17 protein-coding genes are annotated in these 22,428 nt (G+C 36.1%); 10 read left to right on the top strand and 7 right to left on the bottom strand.

Annotated elements, in window-relative coordinates; genetic code table 11:
• Window positions 1-12: 12 nt before the first annotated feature.
• From CWO92_RS11470 to CWO92_RS11460, 3 genes are all read right to left on the bottom strand, one after another.
• The gene (locus CWO92_RS11470) at window positions 13-975 is read right to left on the bottom strand and encodes a D-2-hydroxyacid dehydrogenase (protein ID WP_101354338.1); all 963 of its coding nucleotides are present in this window, start codon (window positions 973-975) and stop codon (window positions 13-15) included.
• 124 nt (window positions 976-1,099) lie between these two features.
• A complete protein-coding gene (locus CWO92_RS11465; RefSeq protein ID WP_101354337.1) occupies window positions 1,100-1,660 on the bottom strand; it encodes a 3D domain-containing protein in 561 nt (186 codons plus the stop codon).
• A 225-nt stretch (window positions 1,661-1,885) separates the two neighbouring features.
• Window positions 1,886-2,086, bottom strand: a complete 201-nt coding sequence (locus CWO92_RS11460) for a cold-shock protein (protein WP_055742292.1) — start codon at window positions 2,084-2,086, stop codon at window positions 1,886-1,888.
• Window positions 2,087-2,392: 306 nt separating this feature from the next.
• On the opposite strand from CWO92_RS11460, the gene CWO92_RS25075 reads away from it, so the two are divergent.
• From CWO92_RS25075 to CWO92_RS11425, 6 genes are all read left to right on the top strand, one after another.
• Window positions 2,393-2,881 (top strand): CotG/ExsB N-terminal domain-containing protein, encoded by a 489-nt coding sequence (locus tag CWO92_RS25075; RefSeq protein WP_133120554.1) that lies wholly within the window; start codon window positions 2,393-2,395, stop codon window positions 2,879-2,881.
• Window positions 2,882-3,276: 395 nt separating this feature from the next.
• Window positions 3,277-5,574 (top strand): RNA polymerase recycling motor HelD, encoded by a 2,298-nt coding sequence (gene helD / locus CWO92_RS11450; RefSeq protein ID WP_235851598.1) that lies wholly within the window; start codon window positions 3,277-3,279, stop codon window positions 5,572-5,574.
• Between the two features lie 142 nt (window positions 5,575-5,716).
• Window positions 5,717-6,988 (top strand): ATP-binding protein, encoded by a 1,272-nt coding sequence (locus CWO92_RS11445; protein ID WP_101354335.1) that lies wholly within the window; start codon window positions 5,717-5,719, stop codon window positions 6,986-6,988.
• A 673-nt stretch (window positions 6,989-7,661) separates the two neighbouring features.
• A complete protein-coding gene (locus tag CWO92_RS11435) occupies window positions 7,662-8,735 on the top strand; it encodes a CotH kinase family protein (RefSeq protein ID WP_101354412.1) in 1,074 nt (357 codons plus the stop codon).
• Between the two features lie 175 nt (window positions 8,736-8,910).
• Window positions 8,911-10,137: a hypothetical protein gene (locus CWO92_RS11430; protein WP_101354333.1), complete on the top strand. Its 1,227-nt coding sequence runs from the start codon at window positions 8,911-8,913 to the stop codon at window positions 10,135-10,137.
• Between the two features lie 125 nt (window positions 10,138-10,262).
• Entirely contained in the window at window positions 10,263-10,943 is a 681-nt protein-coding gene (locus tag CWO92_RS11425; protein WP_101354332.1) for a YwrJ family protein, read from the top strand.
• Between the two features lie 74 nt (window positions 10,944-11,017).
• Here CWO92_RS11425 and CWO92_RS11420 read toward each other — a convergent pair whose 3' ends face one another.
• From CWO92_RS11420 to galU, 3 genes are all read right to left on the bottom strand, one after another.
• On the bottom strand, window positions 11,018-12,013 hold the full coding sequence (locus CWO92_RS11420; RefSeq protein ID WP_101354331.1) for an NAD-dependent epimerase: 996 nt from the start codon (window positions 12,011-12,013) through the stop codon (window positions 11,018-11,020).
• A 197-nt stretch (window positions 12,014-12,210) separates the two neighbouring features.
• Window positions 12,211-13,518: a UDP-glucose dehydrogenase family protein gene (locus CWO92_RS11415; RefSeq protein ID WP_101354330.1), complete on the bottom strand. Its 1,308-nt coding sequence runs from the start codon at window positions 13,516-13,518 to the stop codon at window positions 12,211-12,213.
• A 52-nt stretch (window positions 13,519-13,570) separates the two neighbouring features.
• On the bottom strand, window positions 13,571-14,449 hold the full coding sequence (gene galU / locus CWO92_RS11410; protein WP_101354329.1) for a UTP--glucose-1-phosphate uridylyltransferase GalU: 879 nt from the start codon (window positions 14,447-14,449) through the stop codon (window positions 13,571-13,573).
• Between the two features lie 289 nt (window positions 14,450-14,738).
• On the opposite strand from galU, the gene CWO92_RS11405 reads away from it, so the two are divergent.
• Both CWO92_RS11405 and CWO92_RS11400 read left to right on the top strand, forming a co-directional pair.
• On the top strand, window positions 14,739-15,839 hold the full coding sequence (locus tag CWO92_RS11405) for a CotS family spore coat protein (protein WP_101354328.1): 1,101 nt from the start codon (window positions 14,739-14,741) through the stop codon (window positions 15,837-15,839).
• Window positions 15,836-17,497, top strand: a complete 1,662-nt coding sequence (locus CWO92_RS11400) for a glycosyltransferase family 4 protein (RefSeq protein WP_101354327.1) — start codon at window positions 15,836-15,838, stop codon at window positions 17,495-17,497. Before CWO92_RS11405 ends, CWO92_RS11400 begins: the two co-directional genes overlap by 4 nt.
• Before the next feature lie 36 nt (window positions 17,498-17,533).
• On the opposite strand, the gene CWO92_RS11395 is transcribed toward CWO92_RS11400, so the two are convergent.
• Window positions 17,534-18,883 carry an arsenic transporter gene (locus CWO92_RS11395; protein WP_101354326.1) on the bottom strand — a complete coding sequence of 450 codons (1,350 nt, stop codon included), beginning with the start codon at window positions 18,881-18,883 and terminating at the stop codon, window positions 17,534-17,536.
• A 354-nt stretch (window positions 18,884-19,237) separates the two neighbouring features.
• On the opposite strand from CWO92_RS11395, the gene CWO92_RS11390 reads away from it, so the two are divergent.
• Window positions 19,238-20,728: an amidase family protein gene (locus CWO92_RS11390; RefSeq protein ID WP_101354325.1), complete on the top strand. Its 1,491-nt coding sequence runs from the start codon at window positions 19,238-19,240 to the stop codon at window positions 20,726-20,728.
• 118 nt (window positions 20,729-20,846) lie between these two features.
• On the top strand, window positions 20,847-22,061 hold the full coding sequence (locus CWO92_RS11385) for a DEAD/DEAH box helicase (RefSeq protein ID WP_233269777.1): 1,215 nt from the start codon (window positions 20,847-20,849) through the stop codon (window positions 22,059-22,061).
• Window positions 22,062-22,428: the final 367 nt, after the last annotated feature.

The raw sequence follows: 22,428 nt of genomic DNA, 5'->3' as shown, positions 1-22,428 counted from the left end.
TCCCCCTTCTTCTTAATAACCCCTATTATAATCCACAACATTTATTGTCGGTTTGTTTTCTTCGATATAATGCTTTAAATTGGGAAGGAAAATATCTTCTATTACTCTTTTATCATAATTCTCGGTTGATCCAGAAGTATGTGGAGTAATGATGACGTTGTCAAACTCCCATAACGGGCTGTTCTCTGATAGTGGTTCCTTTTCAAATACATCCAACCCGGCACCAGCAATCTTTTGCTCCCTTAGAGCATCAATTAATTCCTGCTCTACCACTGTATCTCCGCGTCCAATATTAATAAAATAGGCAGAAGGCTTCATCAGTGAGAACTGCTTTTTTCCAAACATATGATAGGTTTCTTTTGTAGAAGGCAGTGTTACTACTACATAATCACATTTTGGAAGAATATCATTTAACTGAGAAGAAGTAAACATTTCATCCACATATTCCTCTGGTTTTCCGGAAAAACGAACTCCTATCACTTTCATTCCAAATGCCTTCGCTAGTTTTGCGGTTTCCTTACCAATTGCGCCAACACCAATAATACCAACAGTCTTTCCATGCATTTCAAGCCCCAATTGAGCATGATGCCAATTCTTTTTTACTTGATTTCTTACATATGTATGTATCTTTCGAGTTAACCCAAGCATTAGTGCAAAAATAGTTTCAGAAATGGGATATGCATGAACCCCGCTTGCAGAAGTAATCATCATGTGCTTTGCAGCCATCTTTTCCAAAGGAAAATTATTAACACCAGCACTCCAGCTTTGTAACCAGCGAAGCTTAGAATCTTGATCAATGCAATACTCTTTTATTTCCTTTTTCCAGCCGACAATAATCTCCGCATCCTGAAGGTGATCTATCCATACAGAAGAATCTCTTCCAATGATAATATCCCAATCTGGAATAATCTCTTTGATTTTAGAACTATACTGTTCGTTAATATTTTGTGTGATGACTAGTTTTCTTTTATTCATACAATCATCCCTTTTTGAAATTTTAAATAACTTCCATCTTTATATTTTAACAGAGTTTTTGTTACATGATAATCTCATAAAATATAATAAAATAAGAAAAAACCAAAGCAATTAACGCCTTGGTTTATTTTAATATCTTAATCTTTACTTTTTTATTTCCCCATTTATAACACTGTTTAAGCGTTGGGTAAAATACATCAATTTTATTTCCTTTAACAGAGCTTCCTTTGTCTGCTGCAATGGCATATCCATAACCTTCTACATATACCTTGGTTCCTAGAGGAATTATCTTTGGATCCACTGAGATAACTTTAGATTTAGGATGCTTTTTTAAATTGATTCCAGTCGCAGTGATGCCACTACATCCTTTGCAGCTGACTGTATATGCTGTAGCAGTTACAGTGATTTCTTTTACTTTTTTGTTTTTTACAGTTGCTTTTTTCTTGCTAGCAGCGGATGCTTTTACTGGAGCAGCAACTTTTAATTTTTGATTAATATGTATTGTATTAGATTTGAGATGATTCCATTGTTTTAAGTGTGTAATAGAAACTTTATATTTTTTGCTTATTTTATATAAACTGTCGCCTTTTTTCACAGTATATGTATTGGAGGCTGCAAATGCACCGTTTGATAGTCCAAATGTTATTATAAGCAACGCACTGAAAGTAAGAATGATTTTCTTCAAGTTCTTTGCTCCTTTATATTTGTCTTAAGAAAAATATACCATTCTAATATGACAATATTATTACAGCGCTGTAGTAATTCTGTTACAAGACATTAAAAATAAAAGGACAAAGCATAATAATAGGTCCAAATATTTCCAAACGGAACTATTCAATTACCAACTCTCCAGTGTTATGCCTATATTACTCTATATAAGAAAAGACTCCAGATAAGGAGTCTTTTGTCATTATTGCTTTTGAACATTTGTTGCTTGTGGTCCGCGGGCACCTTGCTCGATTTCAAATGTGACGGTTTGCCCTTCTTCAAGTGTTTTGAAGCCTTCACCTTGAATAGCAGAAAAATGTACAAATACATCATCTTGTCCTTCGACTTCAATAAAACCAAAGCCTTTTTCTGCATTAAACCACTTAACTTTACCAGTTACCATTAAAATACCTCCAACACGGATATTTCCAATATGTATTTCCATTCATAGTTTTTCAAGATAGAACTTGTTTTATACAGTCTTTCCGAAAAGTGGAACACGAGGGTAAATATCCTTTTTAAAATATATTTTCACCCTATAGTTTTTACCGAAACAAAAAGAAACTATACATAAAAATTATAAAAAACTGGATGAATTTTTATAAATTAAACGTTTGTCCTGTACGTAATAACTGCTTTCAACATACGTTATATCAATGATAAGTTTATAAAACTTTCATGTATAGATAACCATAAGGAGTTGATTTGAGTGGGATTCTCAGCATTAGAGGTTCAAGATGCTGTACGGGAAGGTGAAAGAAAGGGGTTAAGCCATTTTTTTTACCAAGAACCAAGGGCTCAAGGTTCAAGAAGACGTAGGTCAAGTCGTAGTGAAGTTCGTAGATCAAGTCGCAGTGCAAGCAGTAGAGCAAGTCGCAGTGCAAGTCGCAGTGAAAGCCGAAGTGAAAGAAGTCGTTCTCGTCGTCGTTCGGACAGACGCTCGAGACATCGTTCACGTTTATTAATAGTGTTTAGATCGTTGAGAAGTGACTCTAGACGCCGAAGAAGACAACGTTCAAGCAGACGTTCGAGAAGACGTCGTTCGCGTCATCGTTCGCAAAGTCGTTCGCAGAGACGTTCGAGTCAGAGTTTTAACCGACGTTCGAGAAGCAGATTTAGCCAACGTTCAAGACGCAATACAAGACGCAGTTCAAGACGCAATACAAGGCGCAGTTCAAACCGACGTTCTAACTTTTGATTACTAGTTTTCGATTTCCCTAATAAAAATATATTTGCTCCATTAAATGATTGCTTAAATCTGTGCTTGTGATTTTTCATTATATTCAAATATGGATTAAAATGTGACTTCTGGTAGTTCCTGAATAACCTGTCAACAATAGTTTGACAGGTTTTCTTTTCGTTACGATATTTGTAAAAATAAGCAAGTGACGAAAGGATAATTTCAGTAAATAATCGAAATAATAGTCTGAAGAATTTTATCAGGGAAATTTACAAAAATATTAGACATTTCCCTGGAAGTATAATACAATTAATTTTACGTTTCCCAAAAGTGCAAGTGATTAAAGTCATGAATTTTTACTGAATTCATGGCCTTTTTGCGTCTGTATTCACATTGAGAGGGGGCATCAAGTAGTGCCAAATATCCAGCATCCTGATTATCAAGAAGAGCTTGACCGTTTGGAGTTTACCAAAAAGTATATGGATATTGTAATCAAAGCATCTGAATCCACAGAAGAAAACTTCAGGGAAAACCTCAAGAGTTCCCTTGAAGGAATCGATTTAAAGGACAGCAGTTTAAGTTATATGAGTATGTTAACCAACTCTAATCTTTTAAGAAGAACGGAGGAGGAAGTTAAAAGATTAAAAAAGTTTGCGACCAAGCCTTATTTTGCTAAGATCAATTTTCTGCGTAAAGAAACCAATCAAGAAGAAATTCTTTATATCGGAAAAATTTCACTTTTTGATAAGGAAACACAAATGCCGATCATTGTAGATTGGCGTTCTCCAGTTGCTAACCTTTATTATGATGGGCGGTTAGGGGAGGTTTCTTATGAAGCGGAAGGCGAAGAATATGAGGGGTATCTGTCACAAAAACGTCAATTCATCATTGAAAATGGTGAATTGGAGGACATTCGAGATATTGATTTAACCACCAATGATGAACTTCTGCAGATGTCCCTTGCGAACAGTTCCAGTAATCGGCTTACAGAAATTGTTTCAACCATTCAAGAGGAGCAAAATAATGTTATCCGTGCAGACTTAAACAAGCCAATCATTGTCCAAGGTGCAGCCGGAAGCGGTAAAACAACCATTGCCCTACACCGTTTATCATATTTTATTTATACTTACGCAGAACACTTTACTCCTAATCAGTTAATGATATTAGCCCCAAACCGATTGTTTATCGATTATATTTCGGAAGTGCTTCCAGAACTGGGAGTCGAAAATATACATCAAACCACCTTTGTTGATTACGCATTAAAATGCATCGGCAAAAAAATAAAATTAAAACATCCAGATGAAAAATTACTTAAATTTATGAATCGTGAAGTCCAAGACCCTGAATTAACTAGATGGATTTCGGCATTTAAAGGGTCTTTGCAATTTAGGGATATTATCAATCAATACTTACAAGACATTTTGCAAACCCTACTGCCAAAAGAAGACTTCTATATTTCGAAATTCCGGCTTTACAGTGCGAAAAAATTAAGAAAGCTGATTACTTATGAATACGAATACCTTCCTTACTATCAACGAATAGAGAAAATTAAACGAATTCTGCAAAACCATGTAAGAACAGAAAAAAAGACAATGATTGAAAAAATCACAAATTTTTATGATGAAAAATTAGAAAGAGCATTAAACAGTAAAGCAAATCCTGAAAATCGGCGCAAATATGTCTCCATGGCATTGGATAAAAAAGATTATGCTTTAAAAGAAATAAATAAGGAGGTCAGAACAGCAGTTAATACTTATATGAAGCAAATTCCAAAATATGATTTGTTTCATTATTATAAAGAGCTTGTCACCAACAAAGAGCTCTTCTCAAAATATGCGCTGGATTTAACCGAAAAACAAATTGAATTCTTCTGCAACTATCAGCTTTTGCTATCTACAGAAAAAAGCTATGAATTAGAGGATTTATCCGCACTGCTTTATTTGCAAGGAAAGTTATTTGGAATTGATAAAATGCTGCGTGTAAAGAATGTTGTTATTGATGAAGCACAGGATTACAGCTATTTTCAACTGTATGCGTTAAAAAGCGTATTGGAAACCGATATGTTTACTATTGTGGGAGACCTGGCTCAAGGCATTCATTCCTACAGGGGGATCAATGACTGGAGTATTGTGTATAAGGATATCTTCCCGCGTGCAAGCTACAAAACATTGCAAAAAAGCTATCGTACCACCATTGAGATTATGAATGCAGCCAATGAAATTTTAAAGCTATTGCAATTAAATCTTCCACCAGTGGAGCCGGTGGTTCGTCATAGCCAAAAACCCGTATTTATAGAAACAACGACTGAAAAAGCAACAATTGAAAAAATTTGCAGTGAAATTGAAAAAATGTATTCAGAAGGGATAAAGACGGTAGCTGTTATTGGCAAAACAAATAACGAGTGCAAGAAATTAGCGAAGCTTTTCGGAAAATATTCTTCATTATCTATTCAGTCTTTGCAGGAAAATGAGGAAATAAATAAGGATGAAGTAGTAATCGTCAGCTCTCATTTATCAAAAGGGCTTGAATTTGATGCTGTGATTGTATGCACATTGGATGAAACATTTGAGGCAAATGAAATAGATATTAAGCTTTTGTATGTATCTATGACAAGACCTTTACACCGCTTGATGCTATTTGGAAAGCATAAATCATGCTTTTTACTTGATCAAATACAAGATGCATCCCTCTTTGGTGAACTTGACTCATAAAATGGAACTGGAGCCCAAGCCATTATGTTGGAAAGGCTCCTTTTTTTTACGTAAAAATCCCATTATATTGTATTAAATGCAGGATATCTATCACATTTTGTCGTATTGTATCCAGTAAAAAAGTCAAGGAAGTAGGGGAGTAATGATCCTAGAAAAAATTCTTTTACATCTGTTAATCATTTTAATTCCCGTTCATATATATACCCTTTTTTTTGAAAATAGAAAGATTGGAAGATCTCCTTATTTATTTGGGTTGATAAATGGAATTACTGCCATTATAACCATGTCTTTTTCATTCTCAGCATTCGGCATGGTGTGGGATTTAAGGTATACCCCACTAGTCATAGCATTTCTGTATGAAGGTCCGATATCAGGATTAATTGTTATGAGCATTATTGCGCTGAAAAGGACGATTACAGGTGGAGATGGACTAATCGTAGCCTATTTGTGTTTGATGTTTTCGGTGATTTTGCCAATATACTTACATAAAAATTACTGGGATATTAGCAAAACCAATCGTGTCAAAAAGGCATTAATTGTGGGAATATGGACTGCTTTTACCCAAGTAATAATTACATTCGGTTACTTTTTAATAAATGACTACCCGAATCATACGAATAAAGAGCTGTTTCTTTTCGTTGTTTTTTATGGAGTGGTACAGATTATAGGAATTGCAGCGTCATCCACCCTTCATGAACGAATGATTGAGAAACAATTATTACAAAAGGAAATGTCAAAAGCGGAAAAATTACATACAATTGGGGAGTTGGCAGCATCAATCGCCCATGAGATCAGAAATCCCCTAACAGTGGTGAAGGGCTTCCTGCAACTGATGAAAAAGGAGGAAAAAGGAACACATCTCCAATATTTAACCCTCGTTTTGAGTGAGCTAGACAGGGCTGAGGTCATCATTAGCGATTATTTAAATTTTGCTAAGCCACGGCTAGAAAAAATTGAAACAATCAAGCTCGGTGATTTTATTTCAGGTATTATCACTTTAATTCAATCATTAGCAGTTACAAAAGGTGTTATTTTAGAAGACAAAGTGAATGAAAATCCTTCTATTGTTACAGATAAAGATCAGCTTAAGCAAGCAATGGTGAATTTTATTAAAAATGCTATTGAGGCCACACCGCAGGGAGGAGCGGTGTCTGTAAACCTAAAGCGGATAAATAACTTTGTGTATATTGTAATATCTGATACAGGAAAAGGAATGACGAATGAGCAGCTTACCAGAATAGGGACTATATTTTACACAACAAAGGAGAAGGGAACTGGCCTTGGTACAGCTGTCTCTATTAGAATCATTGAAACTATGAACGGGAAAGTTACGTATGAGAGTGAACTGAATGTTGGTACAAGGGTAACGATTCAATTGCCGATAGTTGAAGAGGGGAAACTAAATTCATTTTAAAAGAAAGAGGAGTTGCTTCGACTCCTCTTTAAAAATAGAATTTAGTCTTTTTTTACTAAGGTAAGTGACCACATATTTCCGTCTTTCCATACTCTGTTTGTTGTCCTATACCGTGAACTCCTGTGTCGGGAAGTGCGACGTTGGGATGTACTGCGTCGTGACCAACCAGAAGTCCTGTGCCTGGAAGTACGGCGTTGTGACCATCGGGAAGTACGTCGAGAAGTTCTCCTGGAAGTCCAGCGAGAAGTTCTCCGGGAAGTACGGCGAGATCTTCTAGATCTGCGCCTTGAGCTTGGATCCTGTAACATAAAATCAATTAAACCAGAGATATTGCCACTTTCAACAGCTCGTCGAATATCTCTAGAAGAAAAATTACTCATGGTTAACCTCCTTTAAGCATTGAAAGATTTGAAACCCTTTTTATGCTAGAAAGATTCCTTATATCATCTTCCATTGCTATATGGTACGTGTATCCCACAAAAATGTATGAGACATTCGTGTATATTTTGAAAAAAAATAGATAAATGATTCAAGTGTCAATGCCTGCTTTTTTTTCATAACAATAAATAAGGAGAGCGTAAGCGCCGAAAACACAGAAGTTTCGTTAATCACGATGCTGTTTGCGCTTGTAATGTAGAAAGGCAGGTGTTCGTTTGTGGAAATAAATGGGGGAATGATTGATTATTATTTATATATTCATCCTTTAGACTTAAGGGATTTAAAATTGGATATTTGGAATGATGAGCCTGTTCAAGGGAAACTTACCATTAAGCAAAAAAAATTCGATATTGATGTTGTATATAGGGGTTCACATATACGAAAGTTTCCCAAAAAATCCTATCATATCTCTTTTTATAAACCTACTAATTATCAAGGGAAAAAGGAAATTCATCTAAATGCGGAATATAAGGATCCTTCTATGATAAGAAATAAACTATCCCTCGACTTCTTCGCTGATATAGGTGTTCTATCTCCAGTGTCCCAATACATTTTTCTCCATTTAAATGGCCGAAAAGAAGGAATTTATCTGGAATTAGAATCTGTAGATGAACATTTTTTGAAAAGAAGAGGCCTTCCAGATGGGTCCATTTTTTATGCAGTAGATGGAGATGCGAATTTTTCACTTATAAGCGAATTAGATGATGAAACAAAAAAATCATTATTATTAGGGTATGAGAAGAAATATGGCAGGAACAGTGATGATCATCATCTTCAAGAATTTATTTTTATCATTAATACTTTATTAAAGGATGAGTTTGAGAAGGAAATCGTTCATCATTTGGATGTTGAGAAATATTTAAGATGGCTGGCTGGCGTTGTTCTTACTCAAAATTATGATGGTTTTGTTCATAATTATGCATTGTATAGAAATGGAGCTACAGGATTGTTTGAAATTATTCCATGGGATTATGATGCAACATGGGGAAGAGATGTAAATGGAAGATATATGGAGGAAAATTATGTTCGAATTGAGGGTTTTAATACGTTAACAGCTCGTTTATTAGATGTAGATTCCTTTAGAAAGAAATATCAATCATTGTTATTGGAGTTTTTATCTAATCAATTTACCGTGGATTATATGAGGCCAAAAGTGGAACAGTTATTTAATTTGCTTAATCCCTACATTTTAATGGATCCGTATAAAAAAGAACACTACGACAAGTTTAAAAAAGAACCAGAGCTTATAATCAAGTTTATCGAATTAAGAAACAACTATTTAAGATCAAAAATAAATAAACTTGACTAAAAAGCGTTCGTCCGCATTTCATTATATCTTTCTTTCATTAAATAATGGTCAACATTCCATATAGGCGAAAGCTGAATTTTTAAGAAATAGTTATTTATCCCGTTTCAAGAATTTAATAGACACGTATATATACAGTATGAATAACCCTAATGGATAAATGATAAGGAGGATAAAAATGGAGAGTAGCAATATGAATTATTCAAATCGGTCTCAACCTACCTTAAAAATACCCTACTCATTATTAGGTAAAAATATAACCGTTTATCGAGGCGGACCTGAATCCAAAACTGGAAAACTTATGGATGTAAAACAAGATTATCTTGTAATCTACTCAGATAATAAAATCATTTATTATCAAGCGGAACATATTAAAAGCATTACAGAGGACTCAAAAACAAATGCAATGCAAACGAATAGTGTCGAGGAAGAGGAGCCTTTTTTCTATCAAGGAGATAACTTCATCAGTTTATTAAAAAATTTTTTAAATAGAAAGATTCAAATAGACCAAGGTGGTCCCGATTCAAAACAAGGAACTCTTCTGCAACTAGGTAGTGATTTTTTAGTTCTTAGTACGGAAGATGATGGGGTTATCTATTATAACTTACATCATATTAAAAGTATTATTGAGCTAGAAAAGAATCTTAATAATATAGGGGCAGATACAGAGGAGTCATCATCTTATTGGCAGAATGAAGAAAGTGCAGAAGAAATGATGTCAAATATCCTTATGGGATCCGATTTTCATCATCTTTGCTCGCTAATGTCTCATAAATGGGTATCGGTTAATCGAAAAGGACCTGAGGCATTAGAAGGGATACTTGTTGATAGCTCTGATGGATTCTTTACTTTAGCGAATAATCAAGAATTATACCGTATTCATCCATTTCATGTAAGAAACATAAGCATTGGACCTAAAGGAGCCATGAAACAACAACAGCAGCAAAATAATAATAATCAAGAGCAAATGGAAAACAATCAGGCTGAGTCAAGCAGTAATGGAAATTATCTTGATGCATCTTCACGTACCGGCCAGCAACAAACTACTAGTGGAAATAGAGGAACGTCAAGAAGAACATCGCGAAGAACATCCAGTAGTTCATCTAGTAGAACATCGAGAGGAACATCGCGAAGAACATCGCGAGGAACATCGCGAAGAACATCGAGAGGAACATCGCGAAGAACATCGAGGGGAACATCGCGAAGAACATCGAGGGGAGCATCGCGAAGAACAACCAGAAGAACATCCAGGGGAAGAAATACTTCTAGAAGACGCCATCGTCGTTCAAACAGTAGTTTCCGTACCAGAAGACGTCGCCGAACCAGCAGTAGCCCTCAAAGAACAGGAAGAAGACTTGAATCCATTATCAGGGCTGTTAATTTTGATTGGAGACCTATGTCATAATAATAGAAATTGTGCAGACCTGGGATAGGATGAGTGCATATTTTAAATGCAAAAATGACCCTGATTAGTCGGCATGTGCAATAGCTATATAAGTATGCACTCATTCTTACAGAACAACTACGATTTTGAAAGGAGGTCCAGTAGATGGGATAACTAGCTTTCTTGGTCAAGAAGTGGAGATTGAGATTTCGGGAAAAACATTTATTTCGGGGATATTAATTGATGTAGGCTTAGACATCCTTGTAATTTATGATGGCAAGCAATATCTGTATATACCCTTAATCCATGTGCATTGCATCAAAGAAAAGCTTGAAAAAGAAATTACGGAAGATCCTCCCGATACCTTACTTATTTTTAATGAATCGGAACCCATTTCCTATCGAAAAACGTTAAACCATTCAAAAGGGCAATTTCTTGAGTTATTTATAACCGGTAACAGATCCATCCACGGCTATATAACCAGTGTTTTAAATGACTATATCGTGTTTTATTCCCCTGTCTATAAAACAGTATTTATATCCATGCAGCATGTAAAGTGGTTTACACCTTATTCCCATCAATTAACTCCTTATACTTTAGAAAATAAAGATCTTCCTGTAGTTCCAACCAATTTTCCATTAGCACGTTCATTTGAAGAACAATTAAAAAAATATGAGGGAAAATTACTCGTATTTGATTTAGGAGATAATCCAGATAAGGTTGGTTTAGTAAAGCAGGTTTCTAATAATATTATTGAATTAATAACTGCAAATGGACAAAAAGTATTCTGGAAGTTTATTCATATGAAAACGGTTCATATTCCATAGATAATTAGAAAAGACACATAAAAGAGACCTTAGTTTTTAGCAAACTAAGGTTATTTATATTCGAAAACTTGATATTATGAAAGATTATAGTACTCTTTAAACCACTTTACGAAATTTCTTAAGCCATCCTCAATATTCGTTTTGGGTCGATAGTCAATGAACTTAACAATATCCTCTATATCTGCAAATGTTTCTTGAACATCTCCAGGTTGGATAGGTAGGAAGTTTTTAATCGCTTTCATACCGATTTGATCCTCAAGTACTTGGATAAAATAATGAAGCTGTACAGGTTGATGGTTCCCTATATTAAAAATTTTATAGGGAGGGGAAATGTCAATTGGAGGGCTTTTCTTTATTAAGCGGTATATCGATTCTATTACGTCATCTATATAGGTGAAATCCCTTCTCATATTTCCATAGTTAAATAAGTTTAATGGCTCTTGTTTAATAATAGCATTGGAAAATGTAAAATAAGCCATGTCTGGTCTTCCCCACGGACCATAAACGGTGAAAAATCGTAAACCGGTTGTCGGAAGGCTATACAAGTGACTATACGTATGTGCCATTAGTTCATTTGCTTTTTTTGTTGCTGCATACAAGCTAATAGGCTGATCTACACGATCGCTTACAGAAAATGGGACTTGTTTGTTGCTTCCATAAACGGAACTGGAAGATGCATAAATCAAATGCTTGATTTGATGCTGTTTACAGCAATCTAATATATTGGCAAAACCAACAAGATTGGATTGAATATACGCGTGAGGGTTTTCTAAACTGTACCTAACACCTGCTTGAGCAGCTAGATGTATAACCTCTTCTATTTCATATTGATTAAAAAGACTATCCAATAATTCAAGATTTTCGACAGATCCTTTAATAAAGGTAAAATGCTTATCTTTTTTTAGTATTTCAAGTCGGTTATATTTTAAGGTTTGATCATAGTAATCATTTAGGTTATCAATACCTAGAACTTTATATCCCTCATATAATAAACGCAAAGATAAATGAAAACCGATAAAACCTGCGCATCCAGTAACGAATATATATTTTTCATTCTGCTGCTGTATCATAGAGAACTCCTTTATTAATGTATTAAGTAAACTTAATCAGAGGCCCCCCTCCCTGAATGAATATAGAACAAAGGCTTAGAACAAATTTACTGTTTTAAGCCTTTGTGCATTACAGATGGTTTGCCCAAAAACCAATTAATATCTAATTCTTCAAGGCTTTACTGCAAATCAAATGAGAAAGAATGTACATGGATAGCTTAAAAATTTGTATTGCCGACCCCAAAATAACGGTATCCCAATTTCATCATATTAGAAGGACTAAGAGCATTTCTTCCATCAAATAAGAGTGGATTAGATATTATTGATTTCGCACATTCCCAATCGATATCCAAAATCTCTTGCCATTCGGTTAAAAGAAGAACTGCATCAGCATCTTCAAGTGCTTGAAGAGGGGTTGGTGTATAAGTAACAGTAGGATAAATTTTCTTAACATGTTCGGATCCTTGGGGATCATAAGCAGTAACAGAAGCTTTGTTTTTTAGGAGATAATCTATTACTTTAAGAGCGGGTGCTTCTCGAATATCATCGGTTTTAGGTTTAAAGGTGAGGCCAAGAATGGCAATACGTTTTTCCTCGAGATTCCCAAGTTCCTGCTTTACTTTTTTCATAAACCATTGTGATTGTGTTTCATTGATATCCTTAACAGCTTGAAGAATCGGCATTGGGGTATCCATATCAAAGGCTAATGCTAATAAAGCTTTAATATCTTTTGGAAAACAAGAACCTCCGTAGCCAATACCGGCTTGAAGAAAGTCTGGCCCTATTCGTTTATCCATTCCCATTCCTAGGGCAACTTGATTTATATTTACTCCTTTTCCATCGCAAAGTCGTGCCAACTCATTTATAAAGGATATTTTAGTAGCTAGGAATGCATTGGAGGCGTATTTAATCATTTCTGCTTCTTTTATCGTGGTAAAAAGAATCGATGTATCTACATCTTTATATAACTCCTTCATGATTTCACGTGCTTTCGTGGATTCACAGCCTACGATAACTCTATCGGGGTACAAAGCATCAAATAATGCCTTCCCCTCTCTCAAGAATTCAGGATTAGACACGAGATCGAAAGTTGGTGCCTTGTTTCTTATTTTTAGCTCATTTTTTAGAATGTCATTCAATTTGTCACCCGTGCCAACAGGAACAGTGCTTTTGATGACAATAACCTTGTAATCATCCATGTATTTTGCCATTTGGGTAACTACCTCTTCTACAAATGACAAATCAGCTTTTCCATTTTCCAGCGAAGGAGTCCCAACTGTGATAAAGAGAATATTACATTCTTTCATAATCTCTTCCATACTATTGGTAAATGAAAGTCGTTGCTCCACTATATAATCATGGAGAAGTTCTTTTAATCCTTCCTCATAAAAGGGAAGTTTCGATTGGTAAAGGGTTTTGATTTTTTCTAGGTTCGTATCCATAAGGGTAACTTGGTAGCCATATTTTGCAAAAACTATACTCGTGGTGGTTCCAACGTACCCTGCTCCGATAACTCCTATCTTCATATAAAATTCACCTCGATTCTTTTTTATAGGCTGACAACTTAAGGTGTTACTACTATTCTCTTTCCCGATTAATAACCTCGTATAAATACTGCAAAACATCTTCTTTTAAATCTTTTCTCTGTAGAGCAAAATCGATTGTTGCTCGAATAAAGCCTGTTTTGTCCCCGATATCGTAGCGCTTTCCTTGAAAATGATAGGCTAAAACTGCTTGGGTCTGATTTAGTAAATTGATAGCATCTGTCAATTGAATTTCTCCGCCAGAACTCGGTGGTAAATCTTTTAATATATCAAAAATCTCTGGCCTTAAGATATATCTTCCGAGAATGGCTAAACACGAAGGGGCATCTTCTTGCTTTGGTTTTTCCACTAATTCTTCAATATTGATAACCCACTCATTCATAACGCAGCCATTTGGTTTCACAATGCCATACTTTGAAACCTCATCAATTGGCACCTCTTGCACACCAACAATGGAAGAGTGATATCGATTAAAGACCTCCATCATTTGTTTTAAGCAAGGCTTCGTTGATTGGACGATATCATCGCCTAGGAGAACTGCAAATGGCTCATTCCCAATAAAACTTCTGGCACAGTAAATAGCATTTCCAAGCCCCTGTGGCTCTTTTTGCCGAATATAATGGATATTTGCTAATTGTGATATAGATTGAACATTTTGAAGAAGTTCATATTTATGTTTTTTTAATAGGGTTTCTTCTAGCTCATACGATTTATCAAAGTGATCTTCTATGGAGCGTTTACTTCGGCCGCTGATAATGATAATATCTTCAATTCCTGATGCAACCGCTTCTTCAATAATGTATTGAATAGTAGGTTTATCAACAATCGGAAGCATTTCCTTTGGCAATGCCTTTGTTGCAGGGAGGAATCTCGTACCAAGCCCAGCAGCAGGGATTATTGCTTTACGAATCAACTTCTCTCCCTCCTTAAAAAAACTAAGTATTTTTAGTTGTTACTACTTACTATGATGAAAAGGCACATAGAGTATGTGGGAATACCTAGAAAGGAGTAATTTATTTTTGGTTTCGGGGCATCTGTAACTTAAAAACATTTGCCATGATGGGATAAAAGGGAAGGGAATACATTTGCACATTTTATTAAGCTATAAATGAGTGAACTACCTATACATATATTTTTTTTAGACATACATTAATATAAAAATGTACTAACACCCCTAATTCAAAACAACTAGGAGGGGAAAAATGAGTAATATTATGATGATTAAACCTTGGGAAGAGGAAGTTGGTACAAATGAATTTTTTGTACCTGAATATATTGAAGAGTTAGCTAGTCAGGTGCTTAAAAACTACTATTTTTCCGTACAAAGTATGAAAATAATTACGACCAAGCCAGATAAAGGGGGGGCTATTTGGAAGCTTGAAACAAGTGAAGGACCGTTGAGTTTAAAATTACTACATCGGCGGCCGACTCGAAGTTTGTTTAGCTTAGGGGCACAGGAATATTTAGTAGAAACGAAAAAAGCAAGAGTACCAAGTATTATTAAAACGAAGAATCAAAAAAATTATGTAGAGGCAGGCGGAAAGCTATGGTTTGTTGCAGAATGGATAGAGCCATTAGAGCCTGTTACAAAGGACTTGGAAGGGGCAAAGCTGCTTTGCGGGGCTCTTGGTGAATTTCACCGCTTAAGCAAAGGATATGTACCTCCTCAAGGGGCAGAAGTTGCTTCAAGATTATATAAGTGGCCAGATAATTATAAAAAAGTTGCTATGAAAATGGGGTGGTTCCGAAATATTGCAAGGGTTTATGATGAAATGCCTGCAAGTTCTTATTTATTATCTGTAGTAGATGAGTTTGAACAACAAGCGTTTGATGGATTGAGCAAACTTAACAATTCAAGCTATTCGGAACTCGTGAAGCTCGGCAATCAACAGTGGGGATTGGTACATCAGGATTATGGGTGGTCTAATGGTCAAAAGGGACCAAATGGAATGTGGATTATTGATCTTGATGGTGTGGCATATGATTTGCCAATTCGCGACTTGAGAAAACTAATTAGCGGGACAATGGCAGATTTGAAAAAATGGGATGCTACTTGGATAAGAGAAATGATTCAAGCATATCATCATGAAAATCCAATATCCCCTGAACTCTATGAGATATTAATGATTGATTTAGCACTTCCGAATGAATTTTACAAAAATGTTAAAGAAGTAGTATATGAGCCGGAAAAATTTTTAAATAAGGAAACAGAACAAATGATAAAAGGAATTGTCAATTTGGAAAAGACAAAATGGACTGTATGGAAAGAATTACAAGATGACTGGAAAGGGGGAAAACGATGAGAATTTTAATGATTTGTACAGAAAAACTCCCTGTTCCACCGGTATTAGGAGGTGCAATTCAAACCTATATATCCGGAATCCTGCCATATTTAAGCGAGTCCCATGAAATAACCGTTTTGGGCGTTAATGCAGATTCCCTACCTGATGAAGAAATGATAGATGGAGTGCATTATGTAAGAATTCCAGGTAAGGTATTTGAAATATACCGAGAGGGTGTTATTTCCTATCTTGAGTCTAATCATTTTGACCTTATTCATATTTTTAATCGCCCTCGCCTTGTCCTTCCAGTTAGAAAAGTAGCACCAGAATCAAAAATTACATTGAGCATGCATAATGATATGTTTAAACCCGATAAGATTGACCTGAATGAAGCTTCTGCTGTTATTGAGGAAGTTACTAATATTGTAACAATTAGTAATTATATCGGTGAGGAAATTAAGCGCTACTTCCCTCAAGCCGCAGACAAGGTTCATACCATTTATTCAGGTGTAGATGTGGAACGATTTTTACCTGGAGATCATAAAGATATGCAGAATATTCGCAATGAGCTTCGGAAAAAACATGGATTAGAAGGGAAAACAGTTATACTATTCACTGGCCGACTTTCGAATAATAAAGGGGTGGATCGGTTAGTTAGAGCATTACCGGAACTTGCGAAAAGATTCAATAATCTCGCACTCGTCATAGTCGGAAGTAAATGGTTCAGCCAAAATGATGTTTCAGATTATGTTGCATACATTAGAGCATTAGCAAATAGATCACCTGTACCAGTTATCACTACTGGCTTTGTTTCGCCAAGCGAAATTCAAAATTGGTATGCTGCTAGTGATATATTTGTTTGTACATCACAATGGCAGGAGCCACTTGCTAGGGTACATTATGAAGCAATGGCCGCTGGACTACCAATAGTTACAACTGCAAGAGGAGGAAATCCGGAAGTAATTGAATTAAACGAAAACGGCCTTGTTATAGAAAATCCGGACGATCCGAATGAGTTTGCAGATAAAATTACACAGATCTTATCCAATAAATCGCAAATGAAGAAAATGGGCGAGACTGGAAGGCAATTTGCACTATCAAAGTATACTTGGGACAGAGTTGCAAATCAAGTGTTGGAGGTTTGGGAACAATCCCTTCAATCATCTGATGTTATCGAAGTAGAATACCATCCAGAAACAAGTAAAATTATTGATATTGAGAAAGCCCGTGATCGAAAACAAAGATATGAAAATGAATCTAGTCGTTCTACACATGACAAAAGTAGAAGGTCTTCCAGAAAGACTAGACGGTCTACACATTATAAAAGTAGAAGATCTTCCAGAAAGACCAGGCGTACTACACATTATAAAAGTAGAAGATCTTCCAGAAAGACCAGGCGTACTACACATTACAAAAGTAGAAGGTCCTCAAGAAAGACCAGGCGTATTACACATTACAAAAATAGAAGGTCTATAAGAAGGACTAGGCGTACTACACATTATAAAAGTAGAGGGTCTATAAGAAGGACTAGGCGTGAAAAATACTCCAAACGGTATCGGGAATCCAGATACAACCGTTCAAACAGAAAATATAGAACAGGTGATAGAATGACTGCTGTAGCAGCAAGAAATCCAGAAACAGTGATAAAAGCAATAAATTATAGATGGAGACCTTATTAGAAATGAAAAAACCAATGATTCGTAATCATTGGTTTTTTATATAAATATAAGTCTTATCCATACATAGAGGCAAATTAATGTAAAGATGATAGTAGGAGGAATCACAACCACAGAAACTCGGATATAATCGAGCCATTTTATTTTAAATTTTTGTTGCCTTAAGGAGTTTAACCATAAAAGCGTTGCTAATGTTCCAACAGGTAATAGTAAAGAACCGATATCACTTCCTATAATAGTGGATAAATAAATTGCTTTCATGGTGATAGGGTCGAGCTGCATTTCAGATAATGATATGGTCCCAATCATTAAAGCAGGATGATTATTGAAAATATTAGATAGTATGGTAAGAAGAATGCCCATTGTAAGATTTGCGGATAAGAGGCTGCTGGATAATATGGGTTCTATGCCTTTCACGAGGATTTTGGTTAATCCGATGTTATGCAGACCATAGACAATGACATACATCGAATAGGCAAATACGAAAATATGCCAAGGGGCTTTTTTTATAATATCAACGGCACTTAATTTAAGGTAAAAATACCTCCACGCAAGGATTCCAATAGAACCTGTGATAGCGACGTACGCAATTGGGATTCCAATAAAGGATGCTAAGAATAATAGAATTCTCATACAAAGAATAAAGAGGATGACATATACCATAATTCTTGTTTGTTTTTTTATAAGATCCTGGTTTGGTTTTGGCTTAAGGGGATGGTATCTTCCAATCCCTAAAATATGCTCTGTTACGGGTGGCAATCTATCAGGAATTTCCTTTGAGAAAACTAGATACAAAAGTCCAGCTAGGAAGATTAACCCCAGTACGCTTGGAACGAACATCATAGCTGTTTGTTGGTAAAGGCTCATGCCGATAATTTTTAACGATATTAAATTGACAATATTGCTTACCCCAATGGGTGCACTTGATGCCGTTGCAATAATAGCTCCACTGATTAAATACGGAAGCATCTGATGTTTCTTTAAACTTAGTTGCCTTAGCAGTAATAACAAGATTGGGGTGGTAATCAGAATGCTTCCGTCATTATTAAAAACAATTGTCATAAAGAAACATAATAAATTGGTTAGCCAATATAATTTTTTTCCCGACCCCTTTGCAATGTAAAGTAGCCTGGTAGCAGCCCAATGGAAGAATCCAAAGCTCTCAAGTGCAATGGCCATAACCATTGTAGCAATGATTGTAATCGCAGCCTCAGTAACCTTGGAACTTATTTCTATTAAATCATGGAAGGATACACTGCCTATTAAAATGAGGGTTACTGCCCCTATTGCTGCTGGAACAGCTTCATTTAATCCTCTTGGCCTCCAGATGATTAATCCTATAGTAAATAAGAAAATGAGTATGGTGAAGAATCCAGTTGTTAAGGTCATTCATTCACCTCTTTTCAAATTGAGACTAAGTGGTTTTTTCCCGGTAAAAGGTAAGAGTCTCTCACACTCATTTGTACTACATGTATACGTATCATGAAGCATCTTGGACTAAACCATTCCCCTAACCCTATAAAAATCCGCAAATAGACATTAGAGATGTTTGTCGTAAGGGGATTGTAAACTATGCCATTTTTTTGTCCGATAGTCTTAACATCAAGACTGATGGAATACTAGATTCATATCATGTATTGGTTAGAGACCCATAGTTTATTCATTGGGTAGATATTTTTAAAAGGATTTTTCATCCCCGACCCAGAATATTAATAAGAACAAAACCAAAAGGGGAAAAGAATAATGGAAAATCCAAAATTAGAAAGATTACAGCAGGAATGGCTTGTAGAAGCAACGATTTCCGATATGCAGAATAAAATGGAGAGTGGAGAATTAACCTCTCAAGAACTTGTATTAATGTATTTACAGCGAATCGCACAACTGGACAAGTTGGGACCGCGCATTAATTCGATTCTGGAAGTGAATCCTGATGCGGTGCAGATTGCGGCAGGTTTGGATGCTGAAAGAAAGCAGAAGGGTTCAAGGGGACCACTTCATGGTATTCCTGTTCTCATTAAGGATAATATTGACACACATGATAAAATGCATACGAGTGCGGGCTCACTGGCATTAGCAGACTCTGTAGCATCGATGGATTCCTTTGTGGCAAAGCAGCTCAGAGAAGCAGGTGCCGTTATTCTTGGCAAAACGAATATGACAGAGTGGGCAAATTTTATGGCAGATAATATGCCGAGCGGATACAGCTCCAGAGGCGGACAAGTGTTAAATCCATATGGTCCTGGAGTGTTTGATGTTGGAGGCTCCAGTTCAGGATCGGGGGCGGCGATTGCCTCAAACTTTGCAGCGGCTGCTATCGGTACGGAAACATCCGGATCAATTTTAAATCCCGCGACTCAAAATTCACTAGTTGGGATAAAACCTACTGTGGGGCTAATAAGCAGAAGTGGCATTATTCCAATCTCGTATAGCCAAGATACAGCTGGTCCAATGACAAGAACAGTACAGGATGCTGCCATATTGCTGTCAGCTTTAACAAGGCAAGATGCAGATGATCCGGCTACCTCTACCAATATGGAATTAAATGATGTTGATTTTAAGAAATTCCTGAAAAAGGATGGCTTACAAGGTGTTCGACTTGGAGTTGCCAGAGACGTTTATTTTGACCATTTAAATGAGGAAAAGTTAGCAGTCGTCGAGAATGCTTTGAAACATGTGGAAGAATGTGGAGCAATTCTTTCTGATGTTTCTATCCCATCTGCTAAGACAAAATGGAGTTATGACGTACTAACCTATGAATTCAAGACAGATTTAAACGCTTATTTACGCAAAGTGGATACTAGTCTACCTGTTCATTCTTTAAAAGAGTTAATAGAGTTTAATAAGAAAGACCCTGAAAAAATGTTAAAGCATGGACAAACCGTTTTGGAAGAGGCAGAGGCAACCAGCGGAACATTGACAGAATTGAAGTATATTCAAGCTTTGGAACAGGACATTTATTTATCGCGAGAACAAGGCATTGATTACGCATTAAAAGAGAATAAGGTGGAAGCTATTATTTTTCCGCAGTTTTTCGGTGCAAGTATCGGTGCAAAAGCAGGCTATCCATCTATAACAGTGCCTGCAGGCTATACAAAAGATGGGGAACCAGTGAGTATAACCTTTACGGGGACCGCATACAGTGAACCTACTCTGATAAAATTAGCTTATGCATTTGAACAAGCAACAAGAGTTAGAAAAGCTCCAGTATTTAAAACGGTTGTAGAAACTAAATAAATATTTTTTAAACCCCTGATCATCTTCAGCACGCATTTCATTTGGTCAGGGGTTTGTATTGCCTTGGAACATTAGTGTATGATTAAGCATATTAAGTTTTTAAACAAAAGGAGTCAGCGTGTTGAACGGAATATCTATATTAGAGTCATATCAATCTTTTATACAAGAAAATTGGGAAAAGGCAGGATTTGATAACCCGACAGCAGTTCAATCAGAAGCGATGCCACTTATTTTAGAAGGAAGGGATATTATTGCTAGTTCCCCAACCGGGACTGGAAAAACCCTTGCTTATTTACTGCCTTTGCTGCAACGAATTAATGCAGATAACCAAGGAGTTCAAGCGGTTATATTAGCTCCTTCCCGTGAATTAGTCATGCAAATCCTGCAAGAAATTCAAAAGTGGTCGGAGGGAACTCAAATATTAGCGGCATCCTTCATAGGTGGCGCCAACTTAAAACGCCAGCTTGAAAAATTAAAAAAACGTCCGCAAGTTGTCGTAGGCACCCCAGGACGGATATACGAACTAATGATGCAAAAAAAGTTGAAAATGCATGAGGTAAAGATGATTGTCTTGGATGAGGGCGATCAATTATTGCTTCCGGAATACAAACAGGCTATTTCTGGAATCGTCAAAGCTACATTAAGTGACCGACAGCTCATCTTATTTTCGGCTACCATTTCTCCGGAAGCTGTTCAAAGAGCAACAGAGTTGATGAAAAATCCGCAACTTATTAACATTACGAAAAAAGAATCACCAAGTGTAGATTATCAATATTTTTTATGTGATGCACGTGAAAAAATGGATGTACTTAGGAAGATTAGTGTGGCAGGTACATTTCAAGCGCTAGTTTTCGTACGAGATATTGGGAATCTTTCGGTGTTAGTGGAAAAGCTTCAGTATAAGGATGTATCAGTGGGGCAATTACATAGTGATTTAAAAAAAGAGGAACGTGCCAAAGCGATAAGATTATTTCAGCAAGGAGAAATCCAATTTCTGCTTGTGACGGAGGTTGCGGCAAGGGGATTAGACTTACCTGGGTTGACGCATGTTATTCATTATGATTTTCCGGAAACCATCTCGCAATTTGTTCATCGCTCAGGACGGACAGGAAGACTAGGTTCTTCATCTGGAACGGTAATATCGATTGTAACCGAACGGGAAGAAAGAAAACTTAAACAAATTTGTCGAGAATTAAATGTGAAACCTCACCAAAAAGTACTAGTTGGTGGCAAAATAGAAGATGCCAAAATTGGAGTGGACAGAGGCGATTTTCGTAAGAGTGATAAGAAGTTCCATGGTTACAAGCAAAGAAATAAGAATAAACGTAGTTAGTAATTATCGTGGAATCAGAAGCTTTCATGGAGCGATTATTCGTTTTTAAGAAAAAACAGCAATCTTTAAGAATTGCTGTTTTTTAGTGTTTTTATGAATTCACATTATTATTTATACTAGCTTTTGTCAGACCGACACTTTGTAATAGTGTACCTAAAGCATCGTCTGCAGAAGTCAGCTTTACTGCAGCTGCATCTAATGTTGGTTGGTCTTTTTTTAAATCGTCTGTTTTTAATTGATAAGAATCTTCTAAATCCTTTAATACCGCTTTAGGATCAGAGTTCTTATCTTTTCATCCAGATGGAATCGTTACTTATTTAATATTAGCTATAACATTTGGTGCTGAAAAGGCAGCTATTTGTTTTAA

Origin of the sequence: Heyndrickxia camelliae, assembly GCF_002844575.1 — a bacterium.
GTDB classification, from domain to species: domain Bacteria; phylum Bacillota; class Bacilli; order Bacillales; family Bacillaceae_C; genus Margalitia; species Margalitia camelliae.
This window is presented reverse-complemented; position numbering and strand designations above follow the sequence as displayed.